The 14,862-nt window shown below is 70.7% G+C and carries 15 protein-coding genes; 9 read left to right on the top strand and 6 right to left on the bottom strand.

Annotated features, from left to right (window positions below):
• The coding region (locus L0P92_RS33185) for a lantibiotic dehydratase (RefSeq protein WP_234766768.1) at nt 1-927 on the bottom strand (927 nt) is incomplete at its 3' end.
• A 40-nt stretch (nt 928-967) separates the two neighbouring features.
• Nucleotides 968-2,575 carry a hypothetical protein gene (locus tag L0P92_RS33180; protein WP_234766767.1) on the bottom strand — a complete coding sequence of 536 codons (1,608 nt, stop codon included), beginning with the start codon at nt 2,573-2,575 and terminating at the stop codon, nt 968-970.
• 137 nt (nt 2,576-2,712) lie between these two features.
• Here L0P92_RS33180 and L0P92_RS33175 point away from each other — a divergent pair, with 137 nt between their 5' ends.
• From L0P92_RS33175 to L0P92_RS33165, 3 genes are all read left to right on the top strand, one after another.
• Nucleotides 2,713-3,444, top strand: coding sequence for a prepilin peptidase (locus tag L0P92_RS33175; protein WP_234766766.1), 732 nt, complete (start codon nt 2,713-2,715; stop codon nt 3,442-3,444).
• Between the two features lie 71 nt (nt 3,445-3,515).
• Nucleotides 3,516-4,715 (top strand): cyclic dehypoxanthinyl futalosine synthase, encoded by a 1,200-nt coding sequence (gene mqnC / locus L0P92_RS33170; protein ID WP_234766765.1) that lies wholly within the window; start codon nt 3,516-3,518, stop codon nt 4,713-4,715.
• Nucleotides 4,716-4,722: 7 nt separating this feature from the next.
• Nucleotides 4,723-5,328 (top strand): hypothetical protein, encoded by a 606-nt coding sequence (locus tag L0P92_RS33165; RefSeq protein WP_234766764.1) that lies wholly within the window; start codon nt 4,723-4,725, stop codon nt 5,326-5,328.
• A gap of 87 nt (nt 5,329-5,415) precedes the next feature.
• On the opposite strand, the gene L0P92_RS33160 is transcribed toward L0P92_RS33165, so the two are convergent.
• Nucleotides 5,416-6,435 (bottom strand): chitinase, encoded by a 1,020-nt coding sequence (locus L0P92_RS33160; RefSeq protein WP_234766763.1) that lies wholly within the window; start codon nt 6,433-6,435, stop codon nt 5,416-5,418.
• A 133-nt stretch (nt 6,436-6,568) separates the two neighbouring features.
• Between L0P92_RS33160 and L0P92_RS33155 the strand changes: the two genes are divergently transcribed.
• Genes L0P92_RS33155 through L0P92_RS33140 form a run of 4 tightly spaced genes read left to right on the top strand, consistent with a single transcriptional unit; the run spans nt 6,569 to nt 11,234 of the window.
• Nucleotides 6,569-6,961 carry a hypothetical protein gene (locus L0P92_RS33155; protein WP_234766762.1) on the top strand — a complete coding sequence of 131 codons (393 nt, stop codon included), beginning with the start codon at nt 6,569-6,571 and terminating at the stop codon, nt 6,959-6,961.
• Nucleotides 6,962-6,979: 18 nt separating this feature from the next.
• Nucleotides 6,980-9,298 carry a bifunctional polysaccharide deacetylase/glycosyltransferase family 2 protein gene (locus L0P92_RS33150; protein WP_234766761.1) on the top strand — a complete coding sequence of 773 codons (2,319 nt, stop codon included), beginning with the start codon at nt 6,980-6,982 and terminating at the stop codon, nt 9,296-9,298.
• 59 nt (nt 9,299-9,357) lie between these two features.
• The gene (locus L0P92_RS33145; RefSeq protein WP_372497368.1) at nt 9,358-10,494 is read left to right on the top strand and encodes an acyltransferase family protein; all 1,137 of its coding nucleotides are present in this window, start codon (nt 9,358-9,360) and stop codon (nt 10,492-10,494) included.
• A gap of 44 nt (nt 10,495-10,538) precedes the next feature.
• Entirely contained in the window at nt 10,539-11,234 is a 696-nt protein-coding gene (locus tag L0P92_RS33140; RefSeq protein WP_234766760.1) for a demethylmenaquinone methyltransferase, read from the top strand.
• Here L0P92_RS33140 and L0P92_RS33135 read toward each other — a convergent pair.
• On the bottom strand, nt 11,221-11,532 hold the full coding sequence (locus L0P92_RS33135; RefSeq protein ID WP_234766759.1) for a PASTA domain-containing protein: 312 nt from the start codon (nt 11,530-11,532) through the stop codon (nt 11,221-11,223). The two genes, L0P92_RS33140 and L0P92_RS33135, sit on opposite strands and share 14 nt — an antisense overlap.
• Before the next feature lie 146 nt (nt 11,533-11,678).
• On the bottom strand, nt 11,679-12,185 hold the full coding sequence (locus L0P92_RS33130; RefSeq protein ID WP_234766758.1) for a GNAT family N-acetyltransferase: 507 nt from the start codon (nt 12,183-12,185) through the stop codon (nt 11,679-11,681).
• A 96-nt stretch (nt 12,186-12,281) separates the two neighbouring features.
• On the opposite strand from L0P92_RS33130, the gene L0P92_RS33125 reads away from it, so the two are divergent.
• Nucleotides 12,282-13,568 (top strand): geranylgeranyl reductase family protein, encoded by a 1,287-nt coding sequence (locus L0P92_RS33125; protein WP_234766757.1) that lies wholly within the window; start codon nt 12,282-12,284, stop codon nt 13,566-13,568.
• Here the strand turns inward: L0P92_RS33125 and def are convergent, their stop codons facing one another.
• Nucleotides 13,569-14,195 (bottom strand): peptide deformylase, encoded by a 627-nt coding sequence (gene def / locus L0P92_RS33120; RefSeq protein ID WP_234766756.1) that lies wholly within the window; start codon nt 14,193-14,195, stop codon nt 13,569-13,571.
• An 88-nt stretch (nt 14,196-14,283) separates the two neighbouring features.
• Here def and L0P92_RS33115 point away from each other — a divergent pair.
• Nucleotides 14,284-14,862, top strand: a 579-nt coding sequence (locus tag L0P92_RS33115; RefSeq protein WP_234766755.1) for an FAD-dependent oxidoreductase, incomplete at its 3' end; no start/stop codon positions are given.

Raw genomic sequence — 14,862 nt, 5'->3', positions numbered from 1 at the left:
GGCGAACAGCCCGAACGGTGTGGCGCGGTGCTGCATGCGCAGCAGGTAGCGGGCGAGCGAGGCCGTGGTGCGCCGGAAGCGCGCCAGGCCCGTCGTGTCCCCGAGCCCGAAGGCGACGGCGAAGACCTGCGCCATGACAGCGTCCAGCGGGTCGGGGCTCTCGTACCGCACGAAGGACAGGGGCAGCAGCACCGAGCCCGGCTCCGGCACCGGGCGGCGCGCGGGGCGGGTCAGCAGGGCGACGGGCCGTTCGTCGCGCAGCAGCCACGAACTCGTCGCGTCCTCCCGCTTCAGCACCCAGCGCTGCCCGGGCAGCCGCACCTCGACGGAACTCCTCGACCTGCGCCGCTTCTTGTCGAGGCTGAGCTGCGCGGTCGTGTCGCCGACGGTCAGCCGCAGGCCCTTGGCCGGCTGCGGGGAGTCGCGGCGGAATCCGTGGGGTGCCCGGATACGGACGACGGGCGCCCCGGGCCCCCAGACGTCCACGCGCACCAGGCGCCGGTCCACGGCGACGGCGATCGGTCCGGCGGGGCCGGGCGCGAACCGCCGCGCGATCCACAGCGGTACGCCCTCGGCCCGGGCCCGGTCCGCCAGCGCCGCCACCTGCCCGGGCCCACCGCACCGCCGTACCGCCAACTCGCCCAGCGCACGGGCGAACTCGGCGGCCTGCCGTACCTTCACCGGCGTGGCGGTCCCGGTGATACGGGTCACCGGGACGATCCCGGGCCCCTCCGGCAGCCGCTGAAACGGGCGCTCCGCCCCGCCGCCCCCGAGCCAGTGACCGCGCCGGAACGCCTCGGCCATGGCAGGGAGGTTCAGCTCACCCAGCGGCGTCGTCCGGCCACCTCGCCGCAACTGCTCCTCGGTCAGCTCGACAGTCCGCGCCAGCGGATTCCACGACCGCTCGCCGTACAGCACCTGGCTCACAACATCCCCCCATACGTATGTGGCTCAGCAGAGCACACCCTCACACAGCCGGACCCGCATTCCGGCGCCGCAGCACCCTGCCCACGATCCCCAGCAGGCCCGCCACCACCCCGAAGACCGCGCCTGCCACCAGGGCGCCCGGGAACAGGGCCGACCAGAAGTCGGGGCCGAAGAGCGGGGCCAGCTCGTCCTCGCGCACGGCGTCCGTCACCGGGTACGGGGTGTCGGCCGTGGTCGGCTCGTCCGAGCGCTCCGTCTTGTCGAGGACGGTCATCAGAGCGGCGAGGCGGCTGCCCATCAGGTGGTCGTCGGCCTCGTCGGCACGGGCGTCGCCTGCCGTGATGGACTCCGGCAGGTCGAAGGCGAGGCTGTAACCGTCCAGCCGCAGCCCGTGGTTGAAGACGTCGATGGAGCCATGCAGCGGATCGGCGACGACGTACACCCCATCCTCGCCCACCTTGTCGTAGACCGCCGCCGCGAACGCCGCCTCGTCGCCCCCGGACTCGTCCTCCATCAGCTGCGGGACCAGCGAGACGAAGACCGGGCCGCCGCCCTCGGAGCGCGCGAACGCACGGATGCGGTCGTGGAGCCGGTCCAGCTGGGCGGCGTCCAGGACCCGCGGACTCTCCGGATCCTGATACACCGGGTCCTCGGCGAGGCCCGCCGCCACCCGGTCGAGGCGGGCGTTGAGCTCGATCGCCCGGGGCGGCGGCGACCAGCTCGTCCTGGTCTGGCCGTGGACGAGGGGAGCGGTCACGACGACGGCGACGGCGGAGGCGAGGGCCAGGACCGCGACGGTCCAGCGCAGGGCGCGGCCGGCCTTCGGCACGACGGGGGCCTTGGCCTGCCTGCCCTTCTTGGCCTTCTTGGCCTGCTTGGTCTGTTTGCCGGTCTTGCTGAGACTGGTCCGCTCGGTCTGCTCGGCCCGCTCGGCCCCCTTGGTCGCAGGGGCTTGCCGGAGGCGAAGCCACCACCGTCGTACGTACGGAACCAGCAGCAGGATCAGCAGCGGTACGGCGACGAGCAGGACGCCCGTGAGGGACGACTGCTCGCCGCGGTCGGTCTCGTCGATGTACGCGTCGGCGGGCTCGGCGCCGTCGTCGTACTTCTCGCGTGCCGCCTCCGCCCGCGCCGCCGCCTTCTCGCCGCCCTGCGCGACGACCTCGGCGAAGCGCTCGAAGCGGCGCAGTGGGCCCGCGTCGTAGGGGAGTTCGTACAGGGCGACCGTCGAGGCGTCGTCCGCGGGGACGTCGACGCCGTACGCCACGGCGTCCGTCACCGTCGACTCGTCGACGAGCACGTACAGCCCGTCCCGGCCGAGTCGCTCGTGGACCGCGTCGAGCAGGCCCGGATCCGCGCTCAGGCTCGGGAGGACGAGGACGTACGTCGGTACGCCGGTCCGCTCGGCCACCTCGGCGAAGGCGCGGGCCGTGGACCGCGGTACCTCGCGGGGGAGTTGGTCGGTGATGTGGACCGGGTTCGCGCGGAGGCGGTCGGCGAGGTGGGCGGCCTGGGCGGCGGTCTCGGTGGCCGCCCGGGCGGGGGCCGTGGCAGTCGCGAAGAGAGCTGCCAGGGCGCAGAGGGCGAGGAGCATGCGCGCGGTGCGGGTGCGCCATGGATGCCGGGTCCTGGATATGCCGTTTGCCATGGTTGTGCGCACTGCTGCCTTCCCCCGTGTCACGCCGATCACTGTTTGCTCGCGGCACTTTACTGATCGCGCCTTACTGAGTGCGTCGTCGACGCCGCCTTCGACGGTGTCGGTGGGAGTCCATAAGATCTCCCGCCATGGACACCGCCCTGCTGGCGCTCGTCGCCGCGCTCTGGGGTGCGGCGGCGGGGACGCTGCTGCCCCGGGCCGCGTACCGCTTCTCCGTGCCGGAGGGGCAGGAGTGGCGGGAGCGGTGTCCGGCCGGGCATCCGATCGCGGGCTGGATCGGGCGGGCCCGGTGCCGGGAGTGCGAGGGCGCGGGGACGTACGGTCCCGGCACCGCCGTCCTGGCCACCACGACCGCCCTCGTCTGCGCCGCCCTCGCCGCCGCCACCGACACCCGCCCCGAGCTGGGCGTCTGGCTGCTGCTCGCGCCCGTCGGCGTCCTGCTGACGGCCGTCGACTTCCGGGTACGTCGGCTGCCCAACCCGCTGACTCTCACACTGGCGCTCGCCATCCCGGCCCTGCTCGGCCTGGTCGCCCTCGTCCCCGAGCACGCCGGCGACTGGCCGACCGCCCTGTGGGCCACGCTCGCGCTCGGCGCCGGCTACTACGTGCTGTACCTGGTCAACCCGGGCGGCATGGGCTTCGGCGATGTGAAGCTGGCGCTCGGGGCGGGGGCGGCGCTGGGCTGGTACGGCTGGTCGACGGTCATGCTCGGCAGCTTCGCCGGGTTCCTGTTCGGGGCGCTGTACGGCTGGGGGCTGGTGCTGCTGCGCAGGGCCGGACGCAAGACGGCGATACCCTTCGGGCCGTTCCTGCTCGGCGGGGCGTTCGTGGGGCTGCTGATCGGGGCGTACGCGGCCTGAGGTGAGCCTTGTAAAAGGGCTGGCGTAGGCTGGTTCGGTCCGTCCACAACCCTTACGAAAGGGACGCCCCGGTGACCGAGAAGGCCGACCTCCAGTCCGTGCTTGACCGTGCCGCCGCCGGTGGGCGAATCACCCCCGAGGAAGCGCTCGACCTCTACCGTGACGCCCCGCTGCACGCGCTGGGCGCCGCGGCCGACGCCGTACGCCGCCGTAAGTACGCGGGTACCGAGCACATCGCGACGTACATCATCGAGCGCAACATCAACTACACGAACGTGTGCGTCACGGCGTGCAAGTTCTGCGCCTTCTACGCGGCCCCCAAGGACACGGCCAAGGGCTGGACCCGCGACCTCGACGACATCCTGCGGCGCTGCGCCGAGACCGTCGAGCTCGGCGGCACCCAGATCATGTTCCAGGGCGGCCACCACCCGGACTACGGCGTCGAGTACTACGAGAAGCACTTCGCCGCCATCAAGAAGGAGTTCCCCCAGCTCGTCATCCACAGCCTGGGGGCGAGCGAGGTCGAGCACATGGCCCGGATCTCCGGCGTGTCGGTCGAGGAGGCCATCACCCGGATCCACGAGGCCGGCCTGGACTCCTTCGCCGGCGCCGGAGCGGAACTCCTGCCCGCCCGCCCCCGCAAGGCCATCGCCCCGCTGAAGGAGAGCGGCGAGCGCTGGCTGGAGATCATGGAGGCCGCGCACAACCTCGGCGTCGAGTCCACGTCGACCATGCTCATGGGCACCGGCGAGACCAACGCCGAGCGCATCGAGCACCTGCGGATGATCCGTGACGTCCAGGACCGCACGGGCGGCTTCCGCGCCTTCATCCCGTACACCTACCAGCCCGAGAACAACCACCTGAAGGGCCGCACACAGGCCACGATCTTCGAGTACCTGCGGATGATCGCCATCGCCCGGCTGTTCATGGACAACATCCAGCACATCCAGGGCTCCTGGCTGACCACCGGCAAGGAGATCGGCCAGCTGTCGCTGCACTACGGTGCCGACGACCTCGGCTCGATCATGCTGGAGGAGAACGTCGTCTCCAGCGCCGGCGCCAAGCACCGCTCCAACCGGCTGGAGATCATCGACCTGATCCGCAAGGCGGGCCGGGTGCCGGCGCAGCGCACGACGACGTACGAGCACATCGTCGTGCACGACGACCCGGCGAACGACCCCGTCGACGAGCGGGTCGCCTCCCACATCTCCTCGACCGCGATCGAGGGCGGCACCGCCCACCCCGAGCTGAAGCTCCTCGCCTCCAACTGACCCGCCCGTGCTGACGATCCACGCCGACTCCAGAGGCCACGCGCTCGTCGTGAAGGGCGCGTGGATCGCGGACGCGGGGCAGCTGGCGGATCTGGCCGCGGCGCATCCGCGGGCGCGGGTGCGGGAGTGGCCGGGCATTCTGACGCCGGGATTCGTCAACCTCTACGGCACCGAGCTGCTGGAGGAGACGTACCACCCCGATCCGCGCGAGGCCGACGAGTTGGGCACCGAGCCACTGACGGGCGACGCGCTGGCGGCCCTCGCCATGGATGACGCCCGCTGGGGTGCGAGCGCCCGGCGTGGGGTTCAGCGGATGCTGGCGAACGGCACGGTGGCGGCCGCCTGCGAGTCGATGCGCAACCGCGCGGTACGCGACGCCGTACACCGCTCGGGGCTGGGGATCGTGGGCCGGCTCGGGAGGCCCCTCGGACCCGCGTCCCTCGATCCGTACGCCTGCGGTCTGCCGGCGGAGTTGGCGCAGCCGAGGGAGCAGGGCTCAGCCGCCCGTTTCGCCTTCTTCGACGTACGGGACGAAACAGAACTGGCCGAGCGCGGTGCGGCGACGTGCGTGGCAACGGTGGCGGAAGGCCGAATCGTCTACCGCCGACGGTAGGAAAACGCCCTCGTCTTTAGGGGCGCGGGGAACTGCGCGATCAACCACAACGCTCCCGCACCCCGCGAATCACAGACCCCCCCGAGCTCACCCCGAAAACGCCTCCCCAAACGCCCCATCCTCCTGATCGACTCCACTGCAATTCGTCAGGGCGTCATCCGAAGAGACCTCGTCGTCACACTGCCGGTCCCGAAACGTCGCCCACATCGACACCCACCCCACCCCCTTCCCCTCCGCGAACTCCCGCACCTGCACCGCGTCATCAACCGTGAACGTCTCGTTCTCCACGTCATTCACCCCGAGCATCGACGTCAACGCCATCCCCTTCCAAGCGGCAGCGCCCGACGTCCCGAAAACTCCCCTCAACTGCGCATGCGCGGCCTCGGCCGAGGTGACGGCATAGTCACCCATGTCCCCGCCGTACGACTCCCCGTAATTCATCGTCATGATGTTCACGGTGGAGACCTGAACGTCATGCTCGTTGGCGGACTCCAGCAACGCCACGCCGTCGTCGTCCAGCCCCGACGGCATCACCGGCAGCGTGAAGGACACCTCCAGATCACCCCGCTCCTCCTGCAACAACGCAATCGCCTCGGACCGCAGGTCCACCGAGTCGGAGTCGCTCAGCTCGTCGCCCTCGATGTCGAAGTCCGCCTGGCTTGAACCGGCCGCGTCCAGCGCCTTCCCGTACGCCGCCGCCAGTTCGGACGCGCTGTCGCAACTCGCCGCCAGCTCCTTGCCGGAGGCGCCGCCGAAGGAGACCCGGACGGTGGCGCCGTCCTGGGTGAGCTTCGCGATACGGGACTTCGTGGCCGAGTCGGTGACGGCGGTCGTGCCGTTCCACTTGGGGGTGCAGCCGCTGCCATCCGAGATGACGAAGGCCAGGTTGTACGTCTCCGGGGAGCCGGCGGCGTCGTTGTCGGAGGCGTCGGTGGCGCTGACGTAGGGCGCGTACGACGTGGTCGCCGAGGCCGACGACGCGGAGGGCTGCCGGGATGTCGGCGGCGCGGCGTCCGTGGTGTCGGCGGAGCCCGCTGTGCACCCCGTGACGGCCATCGCACATATGCAGGTGAGTCCGGCCGCCGATTTCCCCAGGTACGTTCGCATGCCCGCAAATCTCTCATCACTTCGCGGCCGTTGCGGAAAACTCTCAGGCAAAAGACAGGCTCGGGTGTTTCTCATATGCCTCTCACACAGAGCGCGAGTTCGAGTCACATAAAGGCTCCGTAACGTCCGGGGAATGCAATCCGAGACTGCCATCGACAAGCAGGCCGACGTGCGCGGCCGTCGCCGCAGGCGCGGCAAGGCCTCCGCCGAGGGGCCCGTGTTCGTTGACAACTCCGGACGCCGCTCCAAGCTGCTGCGTCGCCTCGGCCTCCTGGTCGGCGTCGCCTGTCTCGGGTACGCGGTCGTGCTGGGCATGGCCTTCATGGGCATCGGCACCTCGCTCACCCCGTCCGAGCTGCTGCCCTTCGCGAACGGCCAGGGCGGCCCCGGCGGCGCAGGCCCGGGCGGTCAGCCGCAGGGCGGTGTCGGCAACCCGGTCGCCCCGCCCGGCGGCACCCCGTCGGCGCCGCCCTCGGGCGCCCCCGTCCCGTCCACCTCCGCATCGCCCGCCGCGACCGCCGACTGACCGGAGCGCAGCCCACTCATGCCCACGACGACGCCCTCACGTCGCCGCCGTCGAGCCCCCTCCCGTATCGAGCGGGTGGCGGGCAAGGCCGCGGCCCTCCAGAAGCCCCGGGTCATCCTGGCTCTGCTGCTCCTGCTCGCGCTGACCAGCGTCATGCTGCTCGACGGCTATCTGCGCGCCGAGGTCGGCGGCGACCAGCGGGTGCGCACCGGGGCCAGCTCCAGCAAGGTCCCCGACAAGGTCCTCGACGGCGGACCGATCCTCACCTTCCGCGGCGGCCAGGCCACCACCGTGTCCGTACCGGACAAGACGATCGCGCTCACCTTCGACGACGGCCCGAACCCCACCTGGACGCCACAGGTCCTGGCGATCCTGAAGAAGTACGACATTCCCGCCACGTTCTTCGTGGTCGGCTCGATGGTCTCGCGCTACCCGTCGATCGTCGCCGACATGGTCGAACAGGGCAACGAGGTGGGCATCCACACCTTCACCCACGTCGACCTCTCCTACCAGAGCGACGCCCGAGTCAACCGCGAGATGCAGCAGACGCAGCTCGCGCTGGCGGGCGCGGCCGGCATCACGACGACGCTGTTCCGCGCGCCGTACTCCTCGGAGACGGACGCCATCGACAACTACAGCTGGCCCGTCTACAAGAAGCTCGGCGAGGACGGCTACACCAGCGTCTTCGTCGACACCGACAGCGACGACTGGAAGCGGCCTGGCGTCTCGAAGATCGTCAAGTGGGCGACACCGGAGGACGACGAGGGCGCGTCCGTCCTCTTCCACGACGCGGGCGGCGAGCGCTCGCAGACGATCAAGGCCCTGCCGAAGTACATCGAGAAGATGCAGGCCAAGGGCTACACCTTCACGACGATCAGCGGCGCCATCCAGCAGGAGGAGTCGGCGGGCGGCGGGCAGTCGGCGGGCGCGGGTGCTCAGGCGGGTGGTCCGCAGCCCGGCGGTCAGGAGGCTCCCGCGGGGCAGGCCGGTGCGGGCGCCGCTGGTGGCGCGCGTTCCGGGACCTCGAACCTCCAGGCCGCCCACCGCGAGGCCACCGGCGCGACCCTCTACGAGGGCAAGGCGCTGATCGGGGCCGTGGCCGTCGCCGAATGGGCGGTGCCGGTGCTGTCGGTCGGCCTCATGGTCGTCGGCGTCGCCGTCATGGGCCGCTTCGGCATGATGCTGCTCCTCGCCCGCCGCCACTACCGACAGCGCAACAAACGCCGCTTCAGCTGGGGGCCGCCGGTGTATCGACCGGTGAGCGTGATCGTCCCGGCGTACAACGAGAAGGAGTGCATCGCCAACACCCTCGCTTCGCTGGCGAAGAGCACCCATCCGATCGAGATCATCGTCGTGGACGACGGCTCGACGGACGGCACCTCCGAGATCGCGCGCGAGGCGGCCTTCTCGCTCGGTATGACCAACGTCCGCGTCATCCGCCAGGAGAACGCGGGCAAACCGGCCGCCCTCAACAACGGGGTGCGCAGCGCCAGTCACGACATCGTCGTGATGATGGACGGCGACACGGTCTTCGAGCCGGACACCGTACGGCAGCTGGTGCAGCCCTTCGCCGACCCCGAGGTCGGCGCGGTCGCCGGCAACGCCAAGGTCGGCAACCGCAACACCCTCATCGGCGCCTGGCAGCACATCGAGTACGTGATGGGCTTCAACCTGGACCGCCGTATGTACGACCTGCTGCGCTGCATGCCCACCATCCCCGGCGCGATCGGCGCGTTCCGCCGCGAGGCGGTCCTGGAGGTCGGCGGTATGAGCGAGGACACCCTCGCCGAGGACACCGACATCACCATCGCCATGCACCGCGCGGGCTGGCGGGTGGTCTACCAGGAGCACGCGCGCGCGTGGACCGAGGCGCCGGGCTCCCTGAAGCAGCTGTGGTCGCAGCGCTACCGCTGGTCCTACGGCACCATGCAGGCCCTGTGGAAGCACCGCGGGTCCCTGACGGACAAGGGCCCTTCGGGCCGCTTCGGCCGCGTCGGCATGCCGCTCGTCGTGATCTTCCAGATCGTCACGCCGGTGTTCGCCCCGCTGATCGACGTCTTCACCGTCTACTCGATGATCTTCGTCGACTTCACGGCGGCGCTGCTGGCCTGGCTGGCCGTGCTCGGCGTGCAGCTGCTGTGCGCGGCGTACGCCTTCCGCCTGGACCGCGAGAAGTACCGCTACCTGCTGATGATGCCGCTCCAGCAGCTCGCCTACCGCCAGATGATGTACCTCGTCCTCATCCACTCCTGCATCACCGCCCTGACGGGCGGCCGCCTGCGCTGGCAGAAACTGAAGCGAACCGGCGAGGTCGGGACGGCGGCGGGGGTGAGCTGACGGTGGGTTCACACAGGAGGGGCGGACCGGTCCCCGCCGCTGCCGCGTCCGCTACCTCTGTGGGCAGTCGTTCCGCAGGGCGGAACGGGTGGGCACAGCCTGCAGCGCCGGGTACGGCTGCGACGGACCCCGGGGAGGCCGACCTCGACCCGCGCCCCGACCCCCCTGCGAGGGACCGCTACTTCGACACCCTCCGCGCCGTAGCCCTGGTAAGAGTCGTCGCCTACCACACCTTCGGCTGGGCCTGGGCCGGCATGGTCTTCCCCTCGATGGGGGTCATGTTCGCCCTGGCCGGCACGCTGATGGCCAAGTCCCTGGAGCGCCCCGCGCTCAAGGTGATCCGCGGCCGGCTGCGACGCCTCCTGCCCCCGTTCTGGTTCTGGGGCGTCTTCGTGGTCGTGGCCATGCTGATCCACGACTGGATGCCCGGCTGGCAGATCGTCTACTGGATCGTGCCGCTGGGCGACCCGCCGGGCAACGCCTGGGGCGAGCAGGCCTGGGAGATCCTCTGGTACCTGCGGACGTACCTCTGGTTCGTCCTGCTCTCCCCGCTGCTGCTCAGGGTGTTCCGCCTGGCCCCCGTCCCGGTGCTGCTGCTCTCCCTCGGCCCGATCCTGGCCCTCCACTTCGCCTGGGAGCCCCCGGACAACCGCCTCGGCAGCGCGCTCACCGACCTGGCCACGTTCCTCTTCTGCTGGATCCTCGGCTTCGCGCACCGCGACGGCGTCCTGCGCCGCCTCAGGCCGTCCGCCGTGGCGGCCCTCTCGCTCGCGGCCCTCGCCTACGGCGGCTGGTACGCCTTCACGCACCAGGCCGAGACGGGCTCCTACGACCTGGACGACATCCCGCTGGCCCAGGCGTTCTGGTCGGCGGGATTCGTCACGCTCCTGATGTACGCGAAGGACCACTTCCGGATCGACTTCGCCCGGCTGACCCGCTTCCGCCGCCTCGACCGCCTCGTCACGGTCTTCAACGCACGCGCCGTGACGATCTACCTCTGGCACGAGATCGCCCTGATCCTCGCCGTCCCGCTGATCGACCGGTTCTGGAACGTGCCCGCGTTCGAGACGTACCTGCCGCTGGAGAGCCAGTGGTTCATGTTCGGCGTCGGCTGGATCCTGATCGCGGTGTTCGTCCTGTTGTGCGGATGGGTGGAGGACGTGGCCGGGAGGAAGAGGCCCAGGCTCGTCCCGTGAGGCCACGCTGCGACGCCGTACGGCCGTACTGCCACAATGGGCCTGTGACCCGGGCATCCCTGAACAAGCAGCCGCACGAAGTCGCCTCGATGTTCGACGACGTGGCGGAACGGTACGACCTGACCAACGACGTGCTGTCGCTCGGCCAGGACCGTGTCTGGCGCAAGGAGGTGGCGAAGGCGGTCGACGCCCGCCCCGCGCAGAAGGTCCTCGACCTGGCGGCCGGCACGGGCACCTCGTCCCTGCCCTTCGCGCGGACCGGCGCGTACGTCGTCCCCTGCGACTTCTCCCTCGGGATGCTCCAGGTCGGCAAGCGCAAGCACACCTGGCTGCCGTTCACGGCGGGCGACGGGACGAGACTGCCGTTCAAGGACGACACCTTCGACGCCGTGACGATCTCCTTCGGGCTGCGCAACGTCCAGGACTTCGACGCCGCCCTGCGCGAGATGTACCGGGTGACGCGGCCCGGCGGCCGGGTCGTGATCTGCGAGTTCTCGCACCCGACCTGGGCGCCCTTCCGCACGGTCTACACCGAGTACCTGATGCGCGCCCTGCCCCCGGTCGCCCGCGCGGTGTCCTCCAACCCCGACGCCTACGTCTACCTCGCCGAGTCCATCCGGGCCTGGCCCGACCAGCCGGCCCTCGCCGAGCACCTGCGCAAGGCCGGCTGGTCCAAGGTGGCCTGGCGCAACCTGACGGGCGGGGTCGTGGCCCTGCACCGGGGTTTCAAGCAGAGCTGACGACCGGGTACGGGTCCTCGGGCTGGTCGAGTTCACGCTGCAGCCCGCCCGACGGCGGCCGCGGAATACGTGGCTCGCGTACGCCCCCGCCGCCCTCCCCCTCGCCGAAGTCGAACCAGACGTAGACCGACGACTCCCGCGGCACCTCGGCACCGGGCTGGGGGTACTGGCGTACGACGTAGTCGACGACGGTGAGATGGAAGTCGGGCCGGTCCGGTGCGTTGAGGAGCAGGCCGTGCGACTTCGCTGCCTCGCGCGCGTCCATGGCCATCAGTCCGACGAGTCTCGGCACTCGCACCTCGGGCTTTTTGGGTGTTATGCGCACAGATGTCACCCCCAGCGGTACTGGCAGGGTAACCGCCCGGGGGTACCGACCGGAAGCGTCAAGTGTCTATCTGTAGCAGTTGGTTACTCAGGGTGATCTCTCCGGCCGGTCTCCGGTGATCAGAGGTCGAGGCGGTACTGGTGCGCCTCCTGCCGGTACTTCGGCTCCGCGAAGACGTTCTCCAGCCGCATGCCCAGCCGCCTGGTCACCGCGATCGACCGTTCGTTGCCGGCCAGCACCATCGCCACCACGCTCTCCACCCCGGCCGCCCTCAGCCGCTCCAGGGTCATCAGCGCCGCCGCGGTCGCGTACCCCTGGCCCCAGTACTCCCGCCCGAGCCGCCAGCCGATCTCGATCTCGCCCTTCGGACCCCAGTCCTGCGGCCACGGCTGGGCGCCGGTGAAGCCGATGACCTGCGCGGCGTCGTCCAGCATGGTCCACAGACAGAAACCCCGCTCGGCGTCGTGCCGGCGCTGGCGGGCGGTGAGTTCCTCGTAGACGGACAGGTCCCTGGCCTTGCCGCCGTGGAACTCCATGACCTCAGGGTCGTCGAAGATCCGGTGCCAGGCGACCGCGTCCTCGTCGGTGGGCACGCGCAGCCGTACTACGGGGAGAGCTCGGTTCACGGGGCAGCCCTTCAGCCGGTGATCAATTCTGCTGAATAGACTGCCCATGTCCAGTGCCGGTCGGCACGCAGATTTCGAACTTGGGGAGATCCCGCCGTGACCGAGCCCCTCTCCGAAAACACCGCCGATGTGATCGTCGTCGGCGCGGGGCCAGCCGGCTCCACCACCGCCTACTACCTCGCCAAGGCCGGACTCGACGTACTCCTGCTGGAGAAGACCGTGTTCCCGCGCGAGAAGGTCTGCGGCGACGGACTCACCCCGCGCGCCACCAAGCAGCTCGTGGCCATGGGCATCGACATCTCCGAGGAGGCCGGCTGGCTGCGCAACAAGGGCCTGCGGATCATCGGCGGCGGCGTGCGCCTCCAGCTGGACTGGCCGGATCTCGCCTCCTTCCCGGACTACGGCCTCGTCCGCAAGCGCGACGACTTCGACGAGCAACTCGCCCGCCAGGCCCAGAAGGCCGGCGCCCGCCTCTACGAGCGCTGCAACGTCGGCGCCCCGATCGTCGACGACCGCACCGGCCGGATCACCGGCGTCCACGCCAAGCTCGGCGAGGACAAGCGCGAGGTCACCTTCCACGCCCCGCTGGTGGTCGCCGCCGACGGCAACTCCACCCGCCTCTCCCTGGCGATGGGCCTGCACCGCCGCGAGGACCGCCCGATGGGCGTGGCCGTACGGACGTACTTCGAAAGCCCCCGCCACGAGGACGACTACCTGGAGTCCTGGCTGGAGCTGTGGGACCGCCGCGGGCCGGGAGAGGACCGCCTGCTCCCCGGCTACGGCTGGATCTTCGGCATGGGCGACGGCACGTCCAACGTCGGCCTGGGCGTCCTGAACACCTCCGACTCCTTCAAGGAGCTGGACTGGCGCGAGGTCCTGAAGGCCTGGTGTGCCTCCATGCCGGAGGACTGGGGCTACACCCCGGACAACATGACCGGCCCGATCCGCGGCGCCGCCCTGCCCATGGCCTTCAACCGCCAGCCCCACTACACCAAGGGCCTGCTGCTGGTCGGCGACGCCGGCGGCCTGGTGAACCCCTTCAACGGCGAGGGCATCGCCTACGCCATGGAGTCCGGCCAGATCGCCGCCGACGTCATCGTCCAGGCCCACGCCCGCCCGACGCCCGCGAGCCGCGAGCTGGCCCTCCAGCGCTACCCGCGCGTCCTGAAGGACACCTACGGCGGTTACTACACGCTGGGCCGCGCCTTCGTGAAGCTCATCGGCAACCCGAAGGTCATGAAGATCGCGGCCCAGCGCGGCCTGACCCACCCGCTCCTGATGAAGTTCACCCTGAAGCTCCTGGCCAACCTCACCGACCCGACGGGCGGCGACGCGATGGACCGGATCATCAACGGGCTGAGCAAGGTGGCACCGAGGGCCTGATCAGCCCTTCAACGCCTCGACGTTGGCGGCCCGGCGGGCGAACACCTCCTCCCGCCGGTCCGCCACCTGCCGCAGCGCGTCCTTCCGCTCCCGCCGGGAGAGCCGGTCCAGATAGACCTGCCCGTTGCAGTGATCGGTCTCGTGCGCGAGGCAGCGGGCGAAGTACCCCGTGCCCTCGATCGTGATCGACTGCCCGTCCTTGTCGAACCCGCGCACCACGGCACGGTCCGGACGCGGTACGGCCATCACGGCGCCCGGGACGGAGAGGCAGCCCTCTCCCTCGTCGAGAAGCCTCCTCTCCCCGGCGTCGAGCGGCTCCAGCACCGGGTTGACGATGTGCCCGACGTGCCGGACCCCGTCGTCGTCCGGGCAGTCGTACACGAACAGCCGCAGATCGACCCCGACTTGGTTCGCCGCGAGTCCCGCTCCGTCGGCGATGTACATGGTCAGGAACATGTCGTCGATGAGCGCGGCGAGATCGGGCCCGAACTCGGTCACGTCCCGGCACGGCTTGTGCAGTACCTCCTCACCCGTCTCGGTGATCCTGCGCACCGCCCCGCGCCGGGCCTCGGGCGCGAGCGGCGGATACGTCTCGACGGGCCTGCCCTGGACGAACACACTGGGCATCTGTGCCTCCTTGTGGTTGTGAGGATGCTGTGGGTGGCCGGGAATCGGGCTTCCGACCTTCGAAGCCCCTCCCTACCCTCCGGGAATCATGACAACAGAACACGCACAGGAGCCCCGGGAGCCGGCAGGGCACACACGATCCGGCCATACCCGCAGACGCTTCCTGGCCGGTGTCGGGGGAGCGGCCGGCGCCCTCGCCTTATGGCCCGCAGGCGGCGCGAGAGCGGCCTCGGGCAAACGCGTCGCCGTCCTCGGCGGCGGAGTCTCCGGCCTGAGCGCCGCCCACGAACTCGCCGAACGCGGCTACGCCGTCACCGTCTATGAGTACTACGACGCCCTCGGCGGCAAGGCCCGCTCGATGCCCGTCCCGGGCACGGCGACCGGCGGCCGCGCCGACCTCCCCGCCGAACACGGCTTCCGCTTCTTCCCCGGCTTCTACCGGAACCTGCCGGACACCATGCGCCGCATCCCCGTCCCCGGCAACGCCCATGGCGTCCACGACAACCTCGTCAGCGGCACCGAGGCCCTGTTCGCCCGCGCCGGCGGCCGCCCCGAGCCGAACCGGAAGCCGCCGACCCCCGCCGCGAGCGGCTCCAACACCTCCCGCGCGCCCAGGTACACGCTCAACAGCCCCGGCGCCCGCGCCACCGCCAGCGCCTGTGTGAAG

The sequence above is a fragment of the Streptomyces muensis genome, from assembly GCF_021474425.1.
Classification (GTDB): domain Bacteria; phylum Actinomycetota; class Actinomycetes; order Streptomycetales; family Streptomycetaceae; genus Streptomyces; species Streptomyces muensis.
The sequence above is the reverse complement of the archived record's forward strand: the minus strand, read 5'-3'. Positions and strand labels throughout refer to the sequence as shown.

Excerpts from the sequence above, each read along its gene's own strand:
- L0P92_RS33155 (WP_234766762.1), top strand. The coding sequence starts at position 6,569 with ATGCAATCCGAGACTGCCATCGACAAGCAGGCCGACGTGCGCGGCCGT.
- L0P92_RS33160 (WP_234766763.1), bottom strand. The coding sequence starts at position 6,435 with ATGCGAACGTACCTGGGGAAATCGGCGGCCGGACTCACCTGCATATGT.
- def (WP_234766756.1), bottom strand. The coding sequence starts at position 14,195 with ATGCCCAGTGTGTTCGTCCAGGGCAGGCCCGTCGAGACGTATCCGCCG.
- L0P92_RS33180 (WP_234766767.1), bottom strand. The coding sequence starts at position 2,575 with ATGGCAAACGGCATATCCAGGACCCGGCATCCATGGCGCACCCGCACC.
- L0P92_RS33150 (WP_234766761.1), top strand. The coding sequence starts at position 6,980 with ATGCCCACGACGACGCCCTCACGTCGCCGCCGTCGAGCCCCCTCCCGT.
- L0P92_RS33175 (WP_234766766.1), top strand. The coding sequence starts at position 2,713 with ATGGACACCGCCCTGCTGGCGCTCGTCGCCGCGCTCTGGGGTGCGGCG.